Here is a 21964-nt window from a genome sequence, read left to right as displayed (position 1 = left end):
TAGTAGATTTAAACTTAAATATATTTATTTTCATATCGTTTTATCATGCTTTTATTGCCTAATATCCCACCTTGGTGTATATATATAAACTCATCATTGTAAAAACAATCTGATGATATCAAATTTAGCCAGCCTAAGCTGTCATAAAGTAAGTCAAACTTTACATTAGTCTCTTTTAGAAGTTCTATATGTATTTCATAAAACTCTTTATAAAGTTTTCCAAAATGATACTTTTTTTTGTTTTTTAGTATAGTTGGATGTTTTGATTCATCACTATTTAATTGTAAAAACTGTTTTTTCAAATACTCTTCATCACCAACGCAAGCACAAGTTATCACTTCAAAATTCAAATGTTTTTGCAAAAATAGTGCAGTAGTTCCCGTCCCACTTGGCAAAAATATTTTTAGTTTTTCTTTTTTATTCTCTTTTGCCCATCTATTTATCTCATTGGCTAATATTTTGATTCCATATTCTGCCTCTTTTACTCTTCCTCCCTCTTCTATATAAATATAATCTTTTTCGTTTTTTAAGATATGATTTTCTATATACTCTTGTGTGGATAATTCATTTTGATTAAGTTCTATTATGTTAGCCCCATTACTTAAGGCTTCTTTGTAGTTTCCTTGAGGATTCTCTTTTAGATATCTTGCTATATGGGAAACATAAAAATCAAGCTTTACGTTTTTTATTTTGGCTAAAACAGATAGGGAGTACAAAGAGTTTGCTTGGGCAGAACCAAAAGAGATGATTTTTTTTATACCTTTAAAATCATGATTTAAAAAGTAGTAAAACTTTCTAGCTTTATTGCCTGAAAAGTGGGTATCAAGCAAATCATCTCTTTTTATAAATATCTGACGATTTTTAAAATTTATTGTACTTATGGGTGAGTTTATGTATTTCATTAAACTTATTATACTAAAATAACAAAAAAAATTGGAGTATTCTATGGATTTAATGCAATATGTTGATAAGGGTGGGATTATTGTTTATATTCTTATTTTCTTAAATATTATAGGATTTACAATTATTATTTGGAAGTTTTTAACACTACCACGAAAAAATGCAATGGTAAAAAAAGTAAGAGACAAAGTTAACACTCAAAACGGTCTTACAATATATGCTCAAATAGAATATGAAGTAAAAAAACTAGAAACAGGCTTAACATATGTAAAAAACATAGCCTCAATAGCCCCACTTCTAGGACTACTTGGTACTGTATATGGAGTATTTAAATCTTTTGAATCAATTACTCAAAATGGTTTAGGGGATCCTAGTATTTTCTCTAATGGGATTTCAATAGCACTTATTACTACAATTGCAGGACTTATTGTTGCCATACCACACCATATAGCGTATAATCACTTTATCTCACAAATAGATGCCATAGAACTAAAAGCAAAAAAAGAGATTATTGCTTTATGAAAAGAAGAGAGAGTTTAGGAGTAGACTTAACCCCTGTTATTGATGTGGTGTTTATCTTACTTATATTTTTTATTGTAACTTCTGTATTTAAAAAAGAGGAGTTAGCATTAGTATTGGATTTACCAAAATCTAGTGCAAAAGAATCAGAAGTATCAAAAGATGATATTTTTATAGAACTTTCACCTACAAAACTAGCCATAAAAGGAATAGAGGTATCTTTTGAGTCTTTAGAAGATAACTTAAAAGAAGTAAAAGATAAAACAAAACCTTTAATAGTAAGAATTGATGAAAAGGTTGAATACAAAAGAGTAGTAAAAGTCTTAGATTTACTACAAAAATATGATTTAAACAACTTAGCTTTAATTACAGAAAAAGAAGAACCTAGAAATTAAAATAAAATTATTTATTTATACATACTTAAAGATACTTCGATACAATGGTTGGTTTTTTTAAAAAAGGTTCATTATGTTTAAAGACTATAAAGATGAGATAATACTTACTTTACTAATTATAATTATTTCTCCAATTTTAATTTATCTAGATTTATTTGATTTAATTTATAACTTTACCAGAGCTCATGAAGAATACCAATTAGGTCAATACTTTATTATTTTTATATCTATTTTGATTGCTTTGGCATTATATTCATTTAAAAAAGTTAAAGATTTAAATAATATAAAAAAAGAACTTATACTAAACCATGAAACAGATTCCCTTACTTCATTAAAAAATAGAACTGCTTTTTTACAATATAATGAAAATAAATACAAATACGTAATACTGCTAAACATAATTGATTTTTCGGTATTTAATAAATATTTAGGCTTTAAAAAAGCTGATAAACTCCTAGTATTGGTTGCAAATGAGCTTAAAAAAATAGTAAAAGAAAATACAGATGAAGAGCTTTTTAGAATATATGGAGATGAATTTGCATTCTATTCTAATCATAACAATGTTACAGAACTATTAAGAACTATAAAGTTAACATTTGAGAAAAAAAGTTTTACCCTAGATAATTATGAATTTACAATACATTTAAATCTTGCATATTCAAGTACATATCCTAAATATCTTACTGCTGTATCTGCTTTACATTTTGCTAGAAACTCTATTCATAAAAGTATCTATAATTATACAGAAGAACTAGATTCAAAATCAGATTCACTAAAGATGCTTCACACACTTAAAGAAGGATTTAGTAGCAATAATGTAATTCCTGTTTATCAAGCTATTTATGATAATGCAAGCAAGACTACTTATAAATATGAAGCACTAGTTAGAATAAAACAAGAAGATACTTTAATTAGCCCTTATTTTTTTATTGACGTTGCAAAAAAGTTTAAACTTTATCACAAAATAACAGAAGAGATTTTAAAACATACATTTGAGGATTTTAAAGATATATCAGATGAGTTTTCGATAAACTTGTCTTATATTGATATTATAAATGCCAATACAAATAAATATATCTTTAAAATGCTAGAAGCCAATCCCCAAGTTGCAAAACGTTTAACTATTGAATTCTTAGAGACTGAAAATATCATGAACTATGAGATTTTAATCCAATTTACTGAACAAATAAGAAAATTTGGTGCAAAAATTGCAATAGATGACTTTGGTTCGGGATATTCAAATTGGAACAATGTTCTAAAGCTTAGACCTGATTTTATCAAGATAGATGGAAGTCTTATTCAAAACCTTCTAAACAATCAAGATAATATAAATATCATAAAATTAATTGTTGAGTTCTCTAAAATAAATAACATAAAAACCGTTGCAGAGTTTGTAGATAATGATAAGTTAGCAGAGCTAATTATAGAGTTAGGAATAGATTATTCACAAGGATATCTTTATGCCCAACCAAAAGAAAAACATCTGATATGGAATACTTAAAAATAAAAAGCAAACATAAGAATTAATAATGTAATTAGAATGACTGCCGAGTTACTGCCGAGTAGTAAAAAACAATGTTTAAGAAAGTAACAATACTTTTGATAAGAGTTACGATAAAATCGAGGTGGTACCGCTAGTCGGACTTGAACCGACAAGACCGAGGTCACCGGATTTTGAATCCGACGTGTTTACCAGTTTCACCATAGCGGCACACAAGCTAGTTTGTAAACTAGCTTGGGATTATAAGTTTTTATAGATTAATTCTTGTTTAATGCTTGTAAATCTGAATAGGCAACTTCAAGTCTAGCTATCATTGTTTCCATTCCAGCTCTTAACCATTTTCTTGGATCATAGTAAGATTTATTTGGTTTATCATCACCATCAGGATTACCAATTTGACCTTGTAAATAATCATGGTTTTTAGATTCAAAAGCTCTTACCCCATCCCAAAATGCCCATTGTGTATCTGTATCAATGTTCATTTTAATAACACCATAACCAATAGCTTCTCTTATCTCTTCTATAGCAGAACCAGAACCACCATGAAAAACAAAGTTTATTGATTTTTCAGAGATATTATGTTTTTGAGAAATATATTTTTGAGAATTATCTAAAATCTTAGGGCTTAAAGAGACATTTCCTGGCTTGTATACTCCATGTACATTTCCAAAAGATGCAGCAATAGTAAAATGAGGTGAGACCTCTTTTAATTGCTCGTAGGCATAACATACTTCTTCTGGTTGTGTATAAAGAAGTGCATTGTCAATATCGCTATTATCAACACCATCTTCTTCTCCACCTGTAATACCAAGCTCTATTTCTATCATCATATTAATAGTTTTCATTCTTTTAAAATATTCTACACAAGTACTAATATTCTCTTCTAAACTCTCTTCTGAAAGATCAAGCATGTGTGAAGTAAAAAGAGGTTTACCATGCTTAGAATAAAAAGATTCACCAGCTTCAATTAAACCATCAATCCAAGGTAAAAGTTTTCTTGCTGCATGGTCAGTATGTAAAATAACAGGTACTTTATATGCTTCAGCTAAAGCATGAACATGCATAGCTCCAGAAATCGCACCATAAATTGCTGCATTTGGATCTTTTAAACCCTTACCTGCAAAAAAACCAGCTCCACCATTTGAAAATTGAATAATTATTGGTGAATTAACTTTTGCAGCAGCTTCTAAAACTGCATTAACTGAATCAGTACCTACAACATTTACAGCAGGTATTGCAAAAGAGTGTTCCTTTGCATATTCAAAAAGTTTGTGTGCTTCACTCCCACTTAATACACCTGGCTTAACAATATTTAAAACTGACAATTCATTCTCCTAGTTATTTGATTACTATTTTAGCATCTTTTTTTAATTTCTCAACTTCTTCTTTTATGATTTTTCCATATTTTTCTTGAACAATTAATTGAGCTATTTTAGCTTTTACTTTTTCAAAAGGTAAAGTTTGAGCTACCTCTTTATTTTCTAAGTAAATAACATGATAACCAAATTGTGTTTTAACAGGAGTTTTTGTGTATTCACCTTTTTTTAGCTTTATTGCAGCTGCTGAAAACTCAGGTACCATTTGCTTAGCTTGAAATTTACCTAAATAACCACCTTTTTCTTTTGTTGGTCCTATAGAGAATTTTTTAGCTAACTCTTCAAAAGAACCTTTTTTATTTTTTGCAATATCTATTTTTGAAATTATATCTTTTGCTTCTGCTTCAGTTTTTAATAAGATATGTCTTGCTTCTAAAGTATCAGGTGTTTTGAACTTATCTTTATTTTTTTCGTAAAATGATTTTTGTTCAGACTCACTTGCTTTTACTTTTACAAACTCTTTTTGCATCCATAATTCTAAAGCTAAATCTTCTTTGATTTTGCCTAAAGCTTCTTTATATTTTGCATCTTTATCGATACCACTTTTTTGTGCTTTTTGTGTTAAAAGTCTTTTTTCAATTAATTGTTGAATAACTTTATCTTTTGACTCTTTAGGAAGTGCTTCAAATTGAACATTTTGACCTCTTAAAAGTTGGGCAACGTCTTGAGTAGTTATCTCTTCTCCATTTACAGACGCTAAAGTTTCAGCTGCGCTTAAAGTAGAAGCTGTCAATGCTAAAGCAGTTACAACACTTAAAATTGTTTTTCTCATCTAATATCCTTAAATTTGTTATAGTAAGTATTTTACCTATTTTTTATTAATAGAGGGTTAATCATCTAGTAAGCCTATTTTAAAAATAACTTATGTGAAACTTTTAGAAATTTTGACATTTAGCTTAAAAACCCTTTAAATTTGTAATAATTTATGATATAATTCGCGAAAATTAAATTAAACTTAAGTTTAACATATGAAATTAAGGGACGTAAATGCGAATATTGATCATTGAAGATGAAATAACACTTAACAGAACACTACAAGAAGGATTAACTGATTTTGGTTACCAAGTAGATGCAGCAGAAAATTATAAGGATGCAGAATATTTTATAGATATTAGAAACTATGATTTAGTATTAACTGACTGGATGTTACCAGATGGTGATGGTATCGAATTATGTAAAATCGTAAAAAATAGAAGTAGCAGAACTGCAGTTGTAATTATCTCAGCAAGAGATGATAAAGATAGCGAAATTGAAGCATTAAAATCAGGGGCTGATGATTATATTAAAAAACCATTTGATTTTGATATTTTACTTGCAAGAATTGAAGCAAGATTAAGATTTGGTGGAACAAATGTAATTGAAATTGATGAATTATCAATTAATCCTGATGAAGAAAAAATTCTTTATGCTGGTGAAGAGATTGAATTAAAAGGTAAACCTTTTGAAGTATTAACTCACTTAGCAAGACATAGAGACCAAATCGTTTCAAAAGAACAATTACTTGATGCTATTTGGGAAGAACCAGAATTAGTTACTCCAAACGTAATTGAAGTTGCGATTAATCAAATTAGACAAAAAATGGATAAACCATTAAATATCTCTACTATTGAAACAATCAGAAGAAGAGGTTACAGATTCTGTTATCCAAATACAGATGAAGAAGCTACTGTATAATTAGGAACTATTAAAAGTGAATTTTAAAAGCATTTATAAGCAGTTTTACCAAAAACTTATAATTGCTACTTCACTTTTTATTATTACAATCTCATTTTTATTTTATGGTTATACAAAATCAACCATCTATGAAGGTATCAAAGAGAGTCTTTTCAATGATGCTAAAATAATCTACCAAATAAGTATCAATAGTGAATCATCAGAAGATGACTTTAATATAATTACAAACTCTGGAATTGTAGTTGATATTATTACAATGGAAAATCTTACAGAAGTTCAATATAAAGACTACAAACAGGGCAATGACTATTTTATAGAAATCTTATATCCATTTGATGTTAAAAACCATAAATTTATTAAAATAATCAAAAATGTAAACTATGCAATTGCAATGCTTAACAAGATATTCAATAATGTAATCTTGCTTTCTATTGGTGGCTTAATCATGGTTGTACTATATGCGTTCACTGTCTCTAAAACACTTTTACGTCCTATTATTCAAATCACTGATAAATTATCAAATATGGATGAAAACTATCTTACAAAAATCGATAAAAGTAACTTACCAATAGAGTTTCATGCACTTGCAAACTCTATTAATAAACTTACAAATAGAATTCAAACCTTTGTAATGTTCAAAAAAGAGCTTTTTGTAGGTGCTGCCCATGAACTTAAAACACCTCTTGCAGTAATGAAACTAAAAAATGAAGTAACTTTGATGAAACAAAGAGAGCCAGAAAGATATCAAGATACATTAAAACTCAATATCCAACAAATAAATGATATGAATAAAATGATCTCTTCTATTTTAGATATAGGTAGACAAGAGGGAGCTCAATTTGAAAAAGCTGAAGAGTTAGATTTAGTTCAATACATGAAAATAAAAACAAATGATTTTAGAATGTTAAGTGCTGAGAAAAAAATTACAATAACATATTATGCAAGTGTAAATAACTTCTTTACTTCTATTCAGCCCACACTTTTAAATCAAGTTATTCAAAACTTTATGCAAAATGCTATTAAATTTACTCCTGTTGATAAAAGTATAGCAATTGTACTAGATAGAATCAATGACAAAGCTGTATTGACCATAACTGATGAAGGTATTGGAATTGATGAATCTTTAGATTTATTTGCTCCATTTAAGAGATTTGGAGAAGAGAGTGGTGCAGGTCTTGGACTATTTTTAGTAAAAAATGCTGCTGATTCATTGGGTGCTACAATTAGTTTAAAAAACAGAACAGATGGAAAAAGTGGAACTGTTGCAAAAATTGAACTTTTGAACAATCCACACTTAAAGGCTCTTACAAAGGTTAAAAAAGACTCGCGTGCTCTATTTTAGTACATTTATTTTGTACTACTTTCATGTCAGCGTCCTTTGCTTTTTGTCCTGCTTCGTTATTTACAAGACCTAACTGCGTCCAAACAGTATCAATATCACCTCTTTTTATACAAGCATCAACAATAGCAGCTATTGCATCAGGTTTTCTAAATATATCAACCATATCTATTTTGAAAGGTATCTCTTCTAAACTTCTATAAACTTTTTCACCTAAAATAGTCTCTTCTTTTGGATAAATTGGTACAATTTTATATCCAGCATTTTGTAAATATCTAGCAACCATATTACTAGCTTTACTAGTATCTGGAGAGAGACCTGCTATAGCTATTGTTTTAGTATTATTAAATATCTCTTTTATCTCTTCATTATTTGAATTAATCGTTGGAAATTCACACTCCATTTCATATCCTTTTCATATTTTATCATTTCTTATCAAATCTAATCATATCAGCCTACTAATAGGGGCTTAAAGTCTTTTAGTATATAATCATTTATATCCAAATTTTATAGTCTTTTCTCATTTATATCGGACTATAGTCGGACTAAAAACAAAGGATTATTACATGAAAACCTTACCAAAAAGAATCCCAACTAAAACAGCAGGTGTCTTTTATAAAGAAATTATATCAGAAAACAATAAAGTCATAGATAAAGTATTTTTAATAAGATATGTTGATGAGAATAAAAAAGAAAGACTTAAAACAATTGGTAAATTTTCAAATGGAATTAGAGAAGCTTATTGTAAAACAAAATTAAATGAGATAACAACAAAAATTAAACTAGGTGAAGACTTACCTCATCTAGCAAGACAAAAGTCACAATTAACTTTTGATGATTTTGCAGAAAAATATTTTGAGGATAAAGCTCATACAACAAAAGAATCCGAAAAAGAAAAAGCGAGATATACAAATCATATTAAAGAACATATAGGTTATTACTTACCTGAAAATATAGATTCTGATTTAATTCAAAATTTACAAAATAAATATAAAGAAAAATTTGCTCCAAGAACAGTAAATCATCTAATATTTATGATTGCAACAATTTATAAACACGCTCAAAAGAAAGGTTTATATAAAGGACAAATACCTACCTCTTCAATTGATGGATTAAAACTTGATAATAAAAGAGAACGATATTTAGAATTAGAAGAGATTTTTGAACTATTAAAGGAAGTTAAAAAAGAGTCTTTTGACGTATGGTTATTTGTAAAACTTAGTTTATCTACTGGTGGCAGAGTTGGAACAATAATGAATATAAAAAAGAAAGATATAAAACTAAGTGCTAATAAAATCGTTTTAAAAGATTTTAAAAATACTTCTACATATAATGGCTTTATATCTGATGATGAACTTTTATCAGTATTAGAAAATAGAATGAAAGAGATTAAAGCTAATGATTCTATAATTCAAGTAGAAAGATATTTTATAGAAGAAATAATGAGACCTATACTTAATAAATTATTTAACAAGGATTTAAAAAAAGATGATAGAAAAAATAGAGTTGTTTTACATACTTTAAGACATACTTTCGCTTCTCATTTAGCAATAAATGGAACACCAATTTTAACTATAAAAACTCTAATGAATCACTCTAGTATTGAAATGACTATGAGATATGCACATCTTGCACCAGATTCAGGATTAAATGAAGTTAGAAGATTATATAAATAAAGAAGACTTGGCTTTCGGCTGATTATCAGTACCGAACTATGCTTGTCCGTTGGAAAGCCTAAGTGAACGAATTATATAATATATAAAATAAAATAAAGTTTAAAGATTAAAACTTATTTAAGGAATTTTATATTGAATATACAAGAAAAAAGTTTAGATGATATATGTAAAAAATTAAAAATATCTATACATGATAAAGAGTATTATAAATTTAAAAAGTTAGTAACTGTTGTAAATCAAGCATATTTAAAGGTTGCTTTAAAAGAGTTTGAAAATATAAAAAAGAATAATCCTAAAAAAAATATTACTTCAAATTTTGACTTTTTAATTAACTTGTATAATAAACACCTTAGAGAACATCAAGTAATGTTTTTACTATTTAATCTTTTTGAAACAGCTATTCGTTCTAAAGCTGCTGTTGAATTATCACTTAAATATAGCTCAAATGGAAATGATGACTGGCTTCACAACAATACATTAACTCCTATAAAAATTCAAAGACCTCTTAATGAGGCAAAGAAGAAAATATCTCAAGATGGAGAAAATATAAACAATCTTGATAGTTTTGAAATTTTTGATTATATTATGTTGGGACAACTTCAATCAATATATACAGATTTTTGGAGTGATTTATCTCACTTATTTCAAACAAAAACAATTGATGGAATTATATTTAATCAAATAGGAAAAACAAAATTTAAAAGACTTTTTGATGAAATCAGAAAAGCTAGAAATGACAATGCCCATCACAAACCTTTTCATAAAACAAGAAAAAGAAGATATGAAATTATTGAAGATATAGAATTAATATTAATACATATAGATTTTAATCTAAATCAAGCAATTAATAATATAGACCCTAAACATAAAATTATTAGATTAAAATATAGTTAAGAAATAAAAAGAAATGAATTTTTTCAATGCTTATTTTCCATATGGAAAAAATTAGTTAATTAGCTTGACTAAAAAATATTATCTTTTAATGTTACTAATACATGAATATAAACAAACTAATATCTATCGTACCCTCTTCTTATAAACAAGAGCAAAAAAAAGAGGTTGTACTTTTGCTAATTGATTTAGCAAATATATATTTAGATATTGAAGAAGAGAGTAAATAACTCTCTTCCCTAGAAAATTTTATACTCTAAAAATTATGCTTATGAAATTAAAATGATTAATCTATTGTAGAGTTTCTTCTGCAAAACAAGTTAAAGAGTGAAATGGTTTATCATCACAAGAAAAAAGATGTAGAGACTATGCCAATAACACACTTTGAATAGAGGTAGAAAGAGTTTTTAATGAAGAATGAGTAAGTTGATGAGTTTTTGAAAGAAAGAGTATTATAAGTCTTTTTAACTATATTGATGAAAATAAAGATTCAAACTATACAATTATATTTGAAGATTTAAACAGATTATCAAGAGATGTACAAGTACATAGTTTGCTAAAATCAGAATTCAAAAAAAGATGAGTTGTATTAGCTTCCCCAAACTTTCAATTTGAAGAATCCCCTGAATGAACATTTAGAGAAAACATGAGTGTTTCAATGGCTCAATATGAAAAAGATAAAAATAAGCAAAGAGTTAATGATAGAATGAGAGCAAGATTAGAGCAAGGTTATTGGTGTTTTAAAGTTCCTATTGGTTATAAATTTACAACAAACAGCAAAGGTTGAAAAGAAATTATACTTGATGAATCAAAGTACAAAATAGTTAAAAGTGCTTTAGAAAAGTTTGCTAATGACGAATTGTGAACTATTAACGATATTGCAAGATATTTAAATAAAAGATGAATCAAAGTTTGAACTATAAAAAACGATAAAGTTTATAATACAAATTTAGTATCAAGAATCTTAAGAAATATTCTATATACTTGATACTTAGAATTCCCAAAGTGGAATATACAAAGAGTAAAAGCGAAGCATAAAGCGATTATTTCACTCAATACATACAATAAGATACAAAAGAAGTTAAATGTTCCTATAGGAAAAGTAAAACAGCAAATAGAGTCAAATCTAAATAGAGTTGATTTAACTGAAGATTTCCCTCTTAGATGATTTTTATATTGTGAAGAATCAAATCAAATGATTAGTTGAGCTTGGTCAAAATGAAAAAGAGAAAAGTTTCCATATTATACATATCCTAGAAAGTCTTCTTTACATTGAAAAGCTATAAATAGAGATAAATTTCATAAATATTTTGAAGAATACTTAAAATCTATACAGCCAAACAATGATTTAATTAACATCTTTGAAAAAGTTGTTAATGAAGTTATAGAATATAGAGATAAAGAAAATAAAGAGTACAAAGCAGTTTTAGAAAAAGAGATAAAAGAGCTTGATGTAAAAATCAGTAATTTTATAGAGAGAATTTGAAATACAAGCAGTGAAGTTTTAATTACAAATTATGAAAAACAAATTGAAAATTTAAATAATGCAAAGCAAGAAATTTTAACAAATTTAGAAAAAAGGGTTATTCATGTTTGAACACCCTTTAAAAGAAAAATAACACTTATGAGAGATTGCTTAAGCTTGCGGAAAAATGGAAGTTTAGAAAATAAAAAAGCTCTAATAAAGAACATCTTTCCAAACTGAATCCCTATAAACGAAAAAAAGCAGGTATGAACACCTACTTTTTCCCTTATTTATCAGGCTTTTTCGCTATGAAAAAGTTCAAATTGCTTAATGGTGGAGTTTATCAAAAAGAATTTGAACAATTTATTGAAATAAACCACTTTTAAAAAGACTTACTAATTTCATTATACAAATATATAGCTCTTAGTGAACTATCTATAACGACCAAAGGAAAATCAGTAATTGCTGATTGTAAACTTGTTAAGTCTCCAGTTAACATTGCTTTTTGTGCATTATTTAAATTTTCTATTTTTGTATTTATATTTTCTAAAATATTTTTCAACTCTATTAATTGTTTTATAGTATCTTTATTTGAAATTTCTTGATAAAAATTAATTGAGTTAATAAAATCAAGACTTAAATATTTAGGATTGTAACTAAGTTTTTGTAAATCATTACCAGAACCAGTATTCATTTCAGCAAAAAAAATCAATAGTGGTAAATTTAATTCTTTTTCAATTAAAAAAGGTTTTATAAATTCAGATTTTTGATTTGTATTAACAATAATTGTATTATTATTTCCTGTTTGTAATATACTATTATTAGAATTTTGTATTGTATTATTTGGGGTTTCTGATTTTTTATACTCAGGTTCTTTTGCAGGATTGAAAAAATATAATATAAAAAATACTGCAAAACCACCAGTTGCAGTAATCACAACTCCTGGAATATTAATTTTTGCTTGTATAGATTTTTTAAATATTCCAGTAATTAATAACGCAACTCCTAAACTTGTAAAAATCCTAATTAACCAATACTGCATACCAGTATTTATAGAATCTAAAAAAATTATAATAGCTGATATAATTAAAAATATAATGCCAATTATTAATGAAGTCCACTCAATTTTTATATTATTCAATTTATATTTCTCCTTTGATTCAAAACCTTCAATTGGTATATTATTTTTTACAAATTCATTTTTAATACTTAGTGCTTTATCTTTATTATATGTTCTTAGGATAGATTGAGCAGTTTTTAAAAAGTTTTTTTGAGGTTTAATTTTACTTCCCAATACTTTTTCAGAAAGGCTTCCTATTATATTCCAATATTTTATTGAAGCTTCTAATATATTTTCTATACTTGTTAAAACATCGTTAATTTGAGTTTTAGATAAATCTTGATATTCAGATGAAATATTGGTTAAAAATGCTTCAAATTTTGTATAAAAACTTGAAGCACTAGAAACTACTTCATTAATAGTAGTTGATAAAAAGGTTGGTTGTTCAGATAAAAGTTTTTTTAAATTATCATCAAAAACTTTTTTCGCATTTAAATAATTATTCTGTATAACATCAAATCTTTCTTTATCCATTATTTTGCATCTAAAATTTTTTGTATTTGTTCTAAAATACTTATAGTATCATTCATATCAATCGATTCATTTAAATAACAATTTGTGTTAGAGATAGTATCAAAAATGATTTGTTCAAATTCTTCTTCTGTAGTTGAGTTATCTATTTTAGAAAGTATTTCTTTAACTTCATCTTTTGTTGGTTTATATATAAACTTATAATTTTTCTGAATAAGTTTTGCAATTATTTCATTTTTCAGCATTTACTTCCTTTAAACATAATTTATAATTTTACAAAAGTTATTCAAAATATAACATAATAAACACTTATTTACATACAACATTTCTTATATTTCTTACCACTTCCACAAGGACAAGAATCATTTCTACCTACTTTTTTAACAATTGTTGCAGTCTGTAGTAAGCGTCTTTCTTTTAATTCACAAACTTCTTTTTCTAAAAGCTCATCATATTCATTATCAAAATAAAAATATTTAAAATCTAATTTTAAATTATCAAGTATAAGCCCATCTACAAAAATTAAAAACCAATTATTAATTTTATACTCATAAGACATTACTTTACAATAAAATTCCATATCTTTTTTGTTTTCATAACTATCATGTATAAAAGTAAAACCCTTATTCTCACTATTTAAAGACATTGAAAAGTTTTTTCTTTTTTTATTTATAATATTACTAACCTGTTTTTCAATTTCTAATTGATGTTGTTCATCGTAGCTCATTAAAAGTTTTGCCAAAATAGAAGAGTTTTCTTTATTAGTAGTTTCAATTTTTTCTATTATCTTTTTTGTTTTACATTTATTCAAAAAGCTTGGCTTTTGTATCTCTTTATCTAAACTTCCATCCATTGATAAATAATATTCATCAATAGGTTGACTAAAACCATCTGTAACCATCATATAGTGTTGCTCTGGAAAATCAATATCATCATAATACATACCATTATGTAAAAAATGTCCAAAAATATCTAATTCTTCCATTGTTTTGATTTGTGGATAGTCATTAAACTTAATTCTTCTTTCTAAATACAATAAAAACTCAGATGGAGAACTTATAATCTCAGATATAATTCTTAAATCATTGAGATATACTGACCAAATCCAATCTTTCCCTTGTACAAAACCAAACCTTTTTAATGAATTTAAATTAGCTGTTATATGCATTAAAGGTTCTAATGTTGTATTAATCATATAGATATTATTTATTTTTGATTTATCTATTGTAAGTATTGTTTTTTTATTCTTATCTCTAAAATCAGAAAAATCATTTGATTCGATATAGCTTTTTGCTCTTATTGCTTGTTGATATGCTTTTTCAACAATATCTTGAGTATTTCTTTTTATTTTATCAGTATTACCTTTTTTAGCCCCAATAGTAAGATTATTGCTTTTTGCTTCTATAATAAATATATTATTATCATAAATAACTATTCCATCAACTTCATCATCAACATTATATTTTAAACCTTTATATATTTGAGCGTTAGGTAAAATAGATTGAAATAATTCTAAAGACATATCTTCTAAATAATCACCTTTTTTACTATAATATTGCTTACTTTGTTTATTAGGAGCTATTAGATTTAGAATAAGGTTCTCAATTATTGAATCTAAGTTATAATTCATCGTAGGAGAATTAAAACAAAAATAATCTTCATTGATTTTTACTAAAGGCTTTTTATAAATTAGAGATTCATTCATTGGAAAATATTCAATTTTTCCATTCTGAAATAGATTATTACTTCCAAGAGTAAGACTTAATTGTTCTAATATTTCATTTGAAAGTAGTGTATCATGTATCTTAAAAATGGAACCATGAAATGAAACTTTAGTATCTTTTTCTATTTGTTGTAAATTTTCATGAGTTTTTTTTATTTCTTCCGATTTTTTATAATCATCAAAAAACTCCTTTAACTTTCCTTCTTTTTCTGCTAATTCACTTTTTTTGACAAACTCTGTATGTGCTTTTTTCATTTCTAAGATATATTTCTTTTGAATCTCCATATTTGATAATGGAGTATTAGCAATTTTTACTAGTTCATCAATAAGTTGTTTTGAATCAATCTTAAAATTCTTTAATAATAATTCATCATATTTTGAAAACAGCTCTCTACATAATAAAATTTTATGTTTTGGATACGAGTCACCCTTAATAGTTAAATAACTTAAAGCTTGCAAAAATCTCATATCATCAGGTATCTTATCTTTATCTGTAGAAGTAATCATAAAATAATAAATTAACTGCTGATGAAGTTCTTCTATAGTAGATTGTATTTTTGATAGAATTTCTTCACTAGATTCATTATCTAAATTATAGTCTTCTATATTTAATGATGTCATAATACTTAATAGATAGTCTAAATAACTATTATTTAAATTACCAGCATTTTCAATCACTTTATCAGAAGTAGTGATACTATAAATAAGAGAAAAATAATCTAATGTTTGTTGTGGATTACAACTTAAAAGGTCTTGTTTAATATTCTCTATTAACTTTACAATATCATTTTCTAATTTAGGTAAATGCTCTTGTTCAAGTTTTTTAAACCTTTCTTGTTGTTCTTCAATATTTTCTGTTGGTAAATTTTGTTTCTTAATTTCTTTTTTTACTTTTTCAATTTGTTCTTTAAAAGGATCTTTTACCTTTGGCATTTTATAAATCATAATTACTACCTTTATTTAAATTTTAATGTATTGTAAATATTACTTGATAAGCACCTGTTTCAAAACTTTGATGGCTAACTACAAACTTTTTATTATAATATTCTTTGGTTAAATCATTATCTCCAACAAGTGAATTTAATACTTCATCAGGTAATTTGTTTTTAAGTGATTTAATGGATAAATCATTGCATATATTAACAAACTGATTATATGATTTTTCAATTTTAAGTTTATCTTTTTTATAAAAGAATAATTGTACTTCTAGTTTATTTACATATTCTAGTTTTCCTTCTATTTTATAAAAAATATGGCTAAATTCTTCTGATATTCTTAGATAGTTTGATGTACCACTCCACATATCAGAATATGACCTGCGATAATCTTTAATTTCTATATTACTATCTATTAAAAATGAATTTGCTATAAAAGGATGCCAACCTTTTTTTATATCAACTTCATAAATATCTTTTTCCAATTTATTTAGTTTTTTTATATCTTGAATAGATTTTTTTATTGAATCTTTACTAATATCATATGAAAATAAATTATGAGACCATTTTTGAAAACTTTTACTATCAAAATTGAAAGCGAATATCCCTTTTAGCTTAGCATATCGTAATAACTTTTTATCTTTTACAGCATAATTTAAAGATACAAAACTACTTTCATATGTAACAATCGTAAAAAATAAATAAAAATATGGAATAGTCATTATAGACAAAAAAGTAGGTACAAAAAAATCATAAAGTGTTTTTGAATTTACAAACTCATTAAAATTATTCAAATACTCTTTAGCTGTAAGAAAAATTAATATAAAACCAAATATAGAAAGTAAAATATCAATAAAAGTATTTAATGCTTTTGTATCTTCTTTATCTTTATCAATAACAACTTTCGCCATTGATAGAAAAGAAACAATTGATATAAATATTAATTCAAAAAATAAGTTAAATGTGTAAAAAGTAAGTATAAATTGGAAAATTACAATTAAGGATAAAGTGTCTTTTAACACTGACTTTATGCTAAAGGAATTTTGTTTAAAATGAGTAATAACACCAACACCTATTAACCAGTATATATAATTTTTAATTTGATGATTTTCCCATAAACTAAAAGTATTTAAAATATAAATTAATAAAAGAGAGTAAAGGAACATTATTAAAATTGGAGTTATAATTTTTTTACTAAAAAAAGCTTTTAATACACCTTTAAATGATTCAATAATATCTTCACTATTTTTATATAAAGAAAAAACGATAAGAGAAAAGAAAAGTATTGCAATAGCAATTTCTCTAGTGTTGAAAATATCTATTATTATTGAAAACATATTTAACCTTTAAAAAAATAATACTATTTAAAATTTTACTTGTATTTACAAGATTACAAAATTTAACCAATCTACTTTATTTTAATTTAATAAAACCAACATCTAATATTTTAACTAAAGTGTCTTTTTCAAAAAAAGCATAAGCTGTTAATATCGTAGTAGTATCATTTTTATCTTGAATAAATATAATTCTGTAATTTTGATATGGTATATAAAAATATTTTATATCTTTTACAAAAATATTTTCAAATGCTTTCTCTTTTAAAGCAAATTTTTTTATTATATCTTCTTTAATTTTATTCAAATCAATTATCATTTCATTATCACTGACTATTTTTAGAGGACTTAATAATAAAGAAAAATTGCCTTGACTTAAACTATTAATAGGTATTTTTTTCCAAAATTCTTTTTTCGTATATGGTTCTTCATGTAGTTTATTTAAATTAAAGAAAAATATATTTATTCCTATTAATAGGATAATTAAAAAAATAAATTTTCCAATATAGTTATTTAGGTTGCTTTCTTTTTTTGATGAATTAAAATTTTTATTAAACTTTTTTGCTATTACTATTATTGCAGTAGGAAGAAAAAAAGCAAAATTTAATAAAATAAAAATAAGAAAACTTTTCAATTCTAAATCTTTTAAATAAGGAACAAATTGAAGCAAGGGATAAGCTACTAGTTTCAATCCAACTAAAAAACCTAAAAAGAAAGAAATAACATTATGAGTTTTAAATTTGATAATTAATCTTGAAGATATTAAAGAAATTAAAAATAAAACTAGCACATTATAAATTACATATAATAAATATAGAGTAAAAAGAAATGCCAAAGTTGTCATTTTAAAATCTGTATCTTCTAATAAACTATGTAAAAATTCTATTGTGAAAAATACTAATATATCACCATATATAATAAATATAATGCTAAAAATAACTATAAATATTTTGTAAATTATATTTTTAGAATTAAATATTTTATAGGCAATAGGATAACTATCTTCAAAAAAATGATTTAAGAAATCAAATTGGATTTTATATAAAAGACCAAATATTAAAACAATAAATAAAATAGGTAGAATAACAAATATCAAGAGTATTGGTTGTTCTTGAGCAATAATACTTAACAGATTATTGAAAAAATATGCTTGATTTAAGTGTAATACATCTGTAAAAATAAAATAATCAAACATTAACAAAATAGCTAATAATGAAATTATTATTAATGAAAAATACTCCCTAACAAAACCAATATATTTTTGAACTTTATTTTTATCTGCTAATTCAATTTTTTCTTCCCTCATATTTTCCCCTTTTCTAATTTCTTAAAATTTTATCAAAATTATTAAATAAACTAAAAAAACATTACAATTTGCAATATATCTCCTTCTCTACCCGATAGAAATATCATCGTTTAGTCAATCAACCACCTTTTCAATCGTACAATAAGCAATTTTAAGGGTGGGTTTTTATTGTCTAAATTTTAGTTACTCAAATCAAAAACCACCTCTTAAAAACTAATAGCTATAAAATGTTTTTTGAAAATATTTTACTTCAAAAAATCATCAAATTAGAACTATCAGCAATCACAATATCCAATTTTTTCAAAAATCATATTTTGCATAAATAAATATCAAATGTAGCAAAATATTACATTTGACAGCTATTACTCGCATTGTTGATTAAAGGCGGGATTAATCGTCCTGCTATTTTATATTTGTAATTTTCTATATATGAAAAATACTATACACAAAATTGTTCAATGAGATTGTCTTGAAGTTATGAAAAAATTAAAAGATAACTCTATAGATTTTATATGCTCCGATTTTCCTTATAATATATCTTGAAAATGAGGACTAACAATAAAATGAAAAAAGATTGTAAAAGCAGACTTTTGAGAATGGGATAAGTGGAACTCATCAGATGAATATATCGAGTTTGTATTTAATGTATGTAAAGAGTATAAAAGAATATTAAAACCAAATGCAAGTATGGTTTTATTTTTTTCTTATCATTATTCAGGATGGATAGCTTATGAACTACAAAGAAGATGATTATTTACTTTTAGAAACCCTATAATCTTTAACAAAACAAATCCACAAGTTCACTATAGAAAAAATGGCTTTAGAAGTTGTCATGAAGTTGGAGTATGGTTAGTAAATGATTGATGAAATTTTAATAAACCTAAAACTTTCAATTTTTTATGACAATCAAAAATGAAAAATGTTTTAAACTATGAAATAGGTAAAAATAAACAATCAAATCATCCAACTGAAAAACCTGAATTTCTAATAGGTGGATTAGTTGAAGTTTTTACAAATGAATGAGAGCTAGTATTAGATAGTTTTGCATGAGGTGGAACAACTGGAATAGCTTCATTTAAAAAATGAAGACATTGTATCTCTATTGAAAAAGAGAATAATTTTATTAAAACTATTAAAGCAAGACAATCTAAAGTAGAAAAATTTAAAAGGGCTGAATAGCCCTTTTATTTATTTTTAGCTTTTATAGAAAGTATCAAAGTTATGACATCTTCATCAAAAACACCTTTTAATAATTCTCTTTTTTTACCAAAAGGATATGTTATTTCAAATGGTGTTTTTAAATATAAGTTTCCATAGTCATTATATATCTCTGCAAAAAAAGAAACTTGCAACATAGTATTTATTTCTGAAGTTTTTAATACAAGTGTATAAAAAAAGTTTTGTGCATCTTCATTTTTAGTTATTTTTGTTAAATCTATAGTGTATTCAAACTGCTTATTATTTTTATTTGGAGTTGGCTTATGCCCAAAACAAAAAGAAATAAAAGAAGCAAATTGTGAACCTAGTTTGGGAGATTTTATTCCAGCAAAGCTTGGTAATTCTAATCCCTTAACTAAGTCATTATTATTTTCTACAATTGCTTTTAAGTTTGGAAGAATTGCCTGATATGAAATAAAACCATATTTTTGTGCTAAAGCATTTTGTGCATGACCTAATCTTTCATAATTTTCTGATTTTTTAAGTTCTTTTGCTTGATATTTAAATTCATCAAGACTTGGTAGTATTCTATTATTCATAATTTCTCCTTTGAATAATTAGTAACTCAATTAACAATTACTTGTTCTCATTAGCAATAAGAGCTAAAATCCGAAAGGAAACTCTTTCTGTATAATCAGTTTATCCAAATCAATAATGACGAGAACGGAGGGAGTTCTGATATCCTTAAACAGAATTTTATATGAATAAACATTAAAAATAGTTTATTTTATAGTAAACTATAATTGAAAATTGTAGAAAATAGAGGGAAAACAATAGTCCACTTTTATAGACTTTTGTAAATGGATATTGATGTATGGTTTATATTATAGCAAGTTTGCAAAAGAGTAACTATCGTTGACTTTTTGCGAAACTTGACTAAGGGCGAGGAGATAAACTCCTACCCCTTAGTAATCCCATACCTCAAAAAAGAAATAGAAAAATAGCTTAGGATTTCCCTAAGCTATTTTTTTATGCATATAAAGGTAAATTTAAAAATTCAGCAACATCTTTTCTACCAATGCTTGAATCTCTACTTTTTGCAAAATATTGAAATGAATATTGATAATACATCCATTTAATAGTATCAATATCATTCTCTTGTTTTGCCATATTGAATAGTAAATAAAAATATTTACTACCTCTTCCCTTATTAGTAATATTTTCTGAAAAAGCTATTTTTCTGAGTTCTAAATCCTCTACTAAAATACCTTTTTCATACAATTCTTTAAAAATATAATACTTAACCTTTGTAATATAGTCCAATTTAGCATACATTTTTAACAATCTAATATATTCCCGCTCCGATACATTTAATTTTAAGGACTTAAGATAACCCAATTTTTCTAAATTTGGAATAGCATTAAACGACCATTCCTCTAGTAGCTCCTTTTTAGTATCTTTTTTATTCTTTAAAATTTCATATACAGACACAGCAACCTTATTTACTCTAAGTTTATTATTTAAGTATTTAAACTTATATAATTGCATTAAGTCTCGAATAGATTCTCTTTCTAAAGCATCTTGATAATATGCTTCATGGAAATCATTTAGTTTTCTTCCTAAAACTAAAGCAATTTCATTTTTATAAAGATATTTCAAAAATTTCTTATTAGAAATAGAATCATCTTCTAAAATTATTGTTCCTATTCTCAAAAGTTTTTGATATAAAGGTTCTTTTTTTGAAAACCTTGAAAGCATATAATTTAAGTGTTCCGTTATCTCCTTATTAAAATGAGACCACTCTGCATTAAAACCTCTAATAAGCTTATCACTAAAAAGGTTATCATCATTATTGATTTCACTAATAATAATATTTATTTCTTCATTATTGAAACTTTGTAAATATTCAACATATTTTTTTAGCCTTTTTGTATAAAAACTTTTTCTGTTTTTAATTCCTCTTCCTATTCTCATTATAAGCTCCTTGTTTTTTGAAGCCATACAATAAAATCTCTCAGTATTTGATATTATGATATTGCAAAATGGTAGCTAGGAACCATGCAATATATAAATACAAATTTAGTATAAAATACTAATGATTTAATATATTGTATGGCTTGATTTTATAGAATTCTGTTTTTGTTTGTAATGTTATAATATAACAAAAAATTCTATTGTCAA

20 protein-coding genes, 1 tRNA gene and 1 pseudogene are annotated in these 21964 nt (G+C 25.2%); 10 read left to right on the top strand and 12 right to left on the bottom strand.

Going from position 1 to position 21964, the window contains the following annotated elements; translation table 11 throughout:
• Nucleotides 1-14: 14 nt before the first annotated feature.
• On the bottom strand, nucleotides 15-902 hold the full coding sequence (locus tag ACNI28_RS09300) for a 1-aminocyclopropane-1-carboxylate deaminase/D-cysteine desulfhydrase (protein ID WP_419763979.1): 888 nt from the start codon (nucleotides 900-902) through the stop codon (nucleotides 15-17).
• Between the two features lie 43 nt (nucleotides 903-945).
• Here ACNI28_RS09300 and ACNI28_RS09295 point away from each other — a divergent pair, with 43 nt between their 5' ends.
• The 3 genes from ACNI28_RS09295 (at nucleotide 946) to ACNI28_RS09285 (ending at nucleotide 3315) form a co-directional block, all read left to right on the top strand.
• A complete protein-coding gene (locus ACNI28_RS09295; RefSeq protein ID WP_419763978.1) occupies nucleotides 946-1422 on the top strand; it encodes a MotA/TolQ/ExbB proton channel family protein in 477 nt (158 codons plus the stop codon).
• Nucleotides 1419-1814 (top strand): ExbD/TolR family protein, encoded by a 396-nt coding sequence (locus tag ACNI28_RS09290; protein ID WP_419763977.1) that lies wholly within the window; start codon nucleotides 1419-1421, stop codon nucleotides 1812-1814. Before ACNI28_RS09295 ends, ACNI28_RS09290 begins: the two co-directional genes overlap by 4 nt.
• A 73-nt stretch (nucleotides 1815-1887) precedes the next feature.
• Complete coding sequence (locus ACNI28_RS09285; RefSeq protein WP_419763976.1) at nucleotides 1888-3315, top strand: EAL domain-containing protein; 1428 nt, start codon at nucleotides 1888-1890, stop codon at nucleotides 3313-3315.
• 125 nt (nucleotides 3316-3440) lie between these two features.
• Here ACNI28_RS09285 and ACNI28_RS09280 read toward each other — a convergent pair.
• From ACNI28_RS09280 to ACNI28_RS09270, 3 genes are all read right to left on the bottom strand, one after another.
• Nucleotides 3441-3525, bottom strand: a tRNA-Leu gene (locus ACNI28_RS09280).
• A gap of 47 nt (nucleotides 3526-3572) precedes the next feature.
• Nucleotides 3573-4640, bottom strand: coding sequence for a class II fructose-bisphosphate aldolase (gene fbaA, locus ACNI28_RS09275; RefSeq protein ID WP_419763975.1), 1068 nt, complete (start codon nucleotides 4638-4640; stop codon nucleotides 3573-3575).
• A 13-nt stretch (nucleotides 4641-4653) separates the two neighbouring features.
• A complete protein-coding gene (locus tag ACNI28_RS09270; RefSeq protein ID WP_419763974.1) occupies nucleotides 4654-5463 on the bottom strand; it encodes a peptidylprolyl isomerase in 810 nt (269 codons plus the stop codon).
• A gap of 215 nt (nucleotides 5464-5678) precedes the next feature.
• Between ACNI28_RS09270 and hsrA the strand changes: the two genes are divergently transcribed.
• Both hsrA and ACNI28_RS09260 read left to right on the top strand, forming a co-directional pair.
• Nucleotides 5679-6365, top strand: coding sequence for a homeostatic response regulator transcription factor HsrA (gene hsrA / locus ACNI28_RS09265; RefSeq protein ID WP_419763973.1), 687 nt, complete (start codon nucleotides 5679-5681; stop codon nucleotides 6363-6365).
• 16 nt (nucleotides 6366-6381) lie between these two features.
• On the top strand, nucleotides 6382-7707 hold the full coding sequence (locus ACNI28_RS09260) for an ATP-binding protein (protein ID WP_419763972.1): 1326 nt from the start codon (nucleotides 6382-6384) through the stop codon (nucleotides 7705-7707).
• Here the strand turns inward: ACNI28_RS09260 and ACNI28_RS09255 are convergent.
• The gene (locus ACNI28_RS09255) at nucleotides 7679-8107 is read right to left on the bottom strand and encodes a CoA-binding protein (RefSeq protein ID WP_419763971.1); all 429 of its coding nucleotides are present in this window, start codon (nucleotides 8105-8107) and stop codon (nucleotides 7679-7681) included. The genes ACNI28_RS09260 and ACNI28_RS09255 overlap by 29 nt on opposite strands.
• Nucleotides 8108-8270: 163 nt before the next feature.
• On the opposite strand from ACNI28_RS09255, the gene ACNI28_RS09250 reads away from it, so the two are divergent.
• The 4 genes from ACNI28_RS09250 (at nucleotide 8271) to ACNI28_RS09235 (ending at nucleotide 11058) form a co-directional block, all read left to right on the top strand.
• Nucleotides 8271-9380, top strand: a complete 1110-nt coding sequence (locus ACNI28_RS09250) for a tyrosine-type recombinase/integrase (protein WP_419763970.1) — start codon at nucleotides 8271-8273, stop codon at nucleotides 9378-9380.
• Nucleotides 9381-9512: 132 nt separating this feature from the next.
• On the top strand, nucleotides 9513-10274 hold the full coding sequence (locus ACNI28_RS09245; RefSeq protein ID WP_419763969.1) for a hypothetical protein: 762 nt from the start codon (nucleotides 9513-9515) through the stop codon (nucleotides 10272-10274).
• A 101-nt stretch (nucleotides 10275-10375) separates the two neighbouring features.
• The gene (locus ACNI28_RS09240; protein WP_419763968.1) at nucleotides 10376-10501 is read left to right on the top strand and encodes a hypothetical protein; all 126 of its coding nucleotides are present in this window, start codon (nucleotides 10376-10378) and stop codon (nucleotides 10499-10501) included.
• A gap of 416 nt (nucleotides 10502-10917) precedes the next feature.
• Nucleotides 10918-11058: a hypothetical protein gene (locus ACNI28_RS09235; protein WP_419763967.1), complete on the top strand. Its 141-nt coding sequence runs from the start codon at nucleotides 10918-10920 to the stop codon at nucleotides 11056-11058.
• Nucleotides 11059-12118: 1060 nt separating this feature from the next.
• Here ACNI28_RS09235 and ACNI28_RS09230 read toward each other — a convergent pair.
• The 5 genes from ACNI28_RS09230 to ACNI28_RS09210 all read right to left on the bottom strand — a co-directional run bounded on the left by ACNI28_RS09230 (nucleotide 12119) and on the right by ACNI28_RS09210 (nucleotide 18625).
• A complete protein-coding gene (locus ACNI28_RS09230; protein WP_419763966.1) occupies nucleotides 12119-13330 on the bottom strand; it encodes a hypothetical protein in 1212 nt (403 codons plus the stop codon).
• Nucleotides 13330-13572 (bottom strand): hypothetical protein, encoded by a 243-nt coding sequence (locus ACNI28_RS09225; protein ID WP_419763965.1) that lies wholly within the window; start codon nucleotides 13570-13572, stop codon nucleotides 13330-13332. The genes ACNI28_RS09230 and ACNI28_RS09225 overlap by 1 nt, the downstream gene beginning before the upstream one ends.
• Nucleotides 13573-13640: 68 nt before the next feature.
• Complete coding sequence (locus ACNI28_RS09220) at nucleotides 13641-15995, bottom strand: YecA family protein (RefSeq protein ID WP_419763964.1); 2355 nt, start codon at nucleotides 15993-15995, stop codon at nucleotides 13641-13643.
• A 22-nt stretch (nucleotides 15996-16017) separates the two neighbouring features.
• Nucleotides 16018-17322 (bottom strand): hypothetical protein, encoded by a 1305-nt coding sequence (locus ACNI28_RS09215; RefSeq protein ID WP_419763963.1) that lies wholly within the window; start codon nucleotides 17320-17322, stop codon nucleotides 16018-16020.
• 76 nt (nucleotides 17323-17398) lie between these two features.
• A complete protein-coding gene (locus ACNI28_RS09210; protein ID WP_419763962.1) occupies nucleotides 17399-18625 on the bottom strand; it encodes a hypothetical protein in 1227 nt (408 codons plus the stop codon).
• A gap of 606 nt (nucleotides 18626-19231) precedes the next feature.
• Between ACNI28_RS09210 and ACNI28_RS09205 the strand changes: the two are divergent.
• Nucleotides 19232-19375 (top strand): annotated as a pseudogene (locus ACNI28_RS09205) (DNA methyltransferase); the annotation flags it as partial.
• 434 nt (nucleotides 19376-19809) lie between these two features.
• Here the strand turns inward: ACNI28_RS09205 and ACNI28_RS09200 are convergent.
• The gene (locus tag ACNI28_RS09200) at nucleotides 19810-20382 is read right to left on the bottom strand and encodes a hypothetical protein (protein WP_419763961.1); all 573 of its coding nucleotides are present in this window, start codon (nucleotides 20380-20382) and stop codon (nucleotides 19810-19812) included.
• A gap of 430 nt (nucleotides 20383-20812) precedes the next feature.
• Nucleotides 20813-21757: a hypothetical protein gene (locus ACNI28_RS09195; RefSeq protein ID WP_419763960.1), complete on the bottom strand. Its 945-nt coding sequence runs from the start codon at nucleotides 21755-21757 to the stop codon at nucleotides 20813-20815.
• Nucleotides 21758-21964: the final 207 nt, after the last annotated feature.

Origin of the sequence: Arcobacter denitrificans (SeqCode) (genome assembly GCF_048571185.1) — a bacterium.
Classification (GTDB): Bacteria; Campylobacterota; Campylobacteria; order Campylobacterales; family Arcobacteraceae; genus Arcobacter; species Arcobacter denitrificans.
This window is presented reverse-complemented; position numbering and strand designations above follow the sequence as displayed.

What these genes read in the sequence shown, in the direction of transcription:
- ACNI28_RS09300 (WP_419763979.1), bottom strand. Translation starts at nt 902, where the DNA reads ATGAAATACATAAACTCACCCATAAGTACAATAAATTTTAAAAATCGT.
- hsrA (WP_419763973.1), top strand. Translation starts at nt 5,679, where the DNA reads ATGCGAATATTGATCATTGAAGATGAAATAACACTTAACAGAACACTA.
- ACNI28_RS09295 (WP_419763978.1), top strand. Translation starts at nt 946, where the DNA reads ATGGATTTAATGCAATATGTTGATAAGGGTGGGATTATTGTTTATATT.
- ACNI28_RS09285 (WP_419763976.1), top strand. Translation starts at nt 1,888, where the DNA reads ATGTTTAAAGACTATAAAGATGAGATAATACTTACTTTACTAATTATA.
- ACNI28_RS09225 (WP_419763965.1), bottom strand. Translation starts at nt 13,572, where the DNA reads ATGCTGAAAAATGAAATAATTGCAAAACTTATTCAGAAAAATTATAAG.
- ACNI28_RS09290 (WP_419763977.1), top strand. Translation starts at nt 1,419, where the DNA reads ATGAAAAGAAGAGAGAGTTTAGGAGTAGACTTAACCCCTGTTATTGAT.
- ACNI28_RS09215 (WP_419763963.1), bottom strand. Translation starts at nt 17,322, where the DNA reads ATGTTTTCAATAATAATAGATATTTTCAACACTAGAGAAATTGCTATT.
- ACNI28_RS09220 (WP_419763964.1), bottom strand. Translation starts at nt 15,995, where the DNA reads ATGATTTATAAAATGCCAAAGGTAAAAGATCCTTTTAAAGAACAAATT.
- ACNI28_RS09210 (WP_419763962.1), bottom strand. Translation starts at nt 18,625, where the DNA reads ATGAGGGAAGAAAAAATTGAATTAGCAGATAAAAATAAAGTTCAAAAA.
- ACNI28_RS09270 (WP_419763974.1), bottom strand. Translation starts at nt 5,463, where the DNA reads ATGAGAAAAACAATTTTAAGTGTTGTAACTGCTTTAGCATTGACAGCT.
- ACNI28_RS09230 (WP_419763966.1), bottom strand. Translation starts at nt 13,330, where the DNA reads ATGGATAAAGAAAGATTTGATGTTATACAGAATAATTATTTAAATGCG.
- ACNI28_RS09200 (WP_419763961.1), bottom strand. Translation starts at nt 20,382, where the DNA reads ATGAATAATAGAATACTACCAAGTCTTGATGAATTTAAATATCAAGCA.
- ACNI28_RS09255 (WP_419763971.1), bottom strand. Translation starts at nt 8,107, where the DNA reads ATGGAGTGTGAATTTCCAACGATTAATTCAAATAATGAAGAGATAAAA.
- ACNI28_RS09250 (WP_419763970.1), top strand. Translation starts at nt 8,271, where the DNA reads ATGAAAACCTTACCAAAAAGAATCCCAACTAAAACAGCAGGTGTCTTT.
- ACNI28_RS09240 (WP_419763968.1), top strand. Translation starts at nt 10,376, where the DNA reads ATGAATATAAACAAACTAATATCTATCGTACCCTCTTCTTATAAACAA.
- ACNI28_RS09235 (WP_419763967.1), top strand. Translation starts at nt 10,918, where the DNA reads ATGAGTGTTTCAATGGCTCAATATGAAAAAGATAAAAATAAGCAAAGA.
- ACNI28_RS09195 (WP_419763960.1), bottom strand. Translation starts at nt 21,757, where the DNA reads ATGAGAATAGGAAGAGGAATTAAAAACAGAAAAAGTTTTTATACAAAA.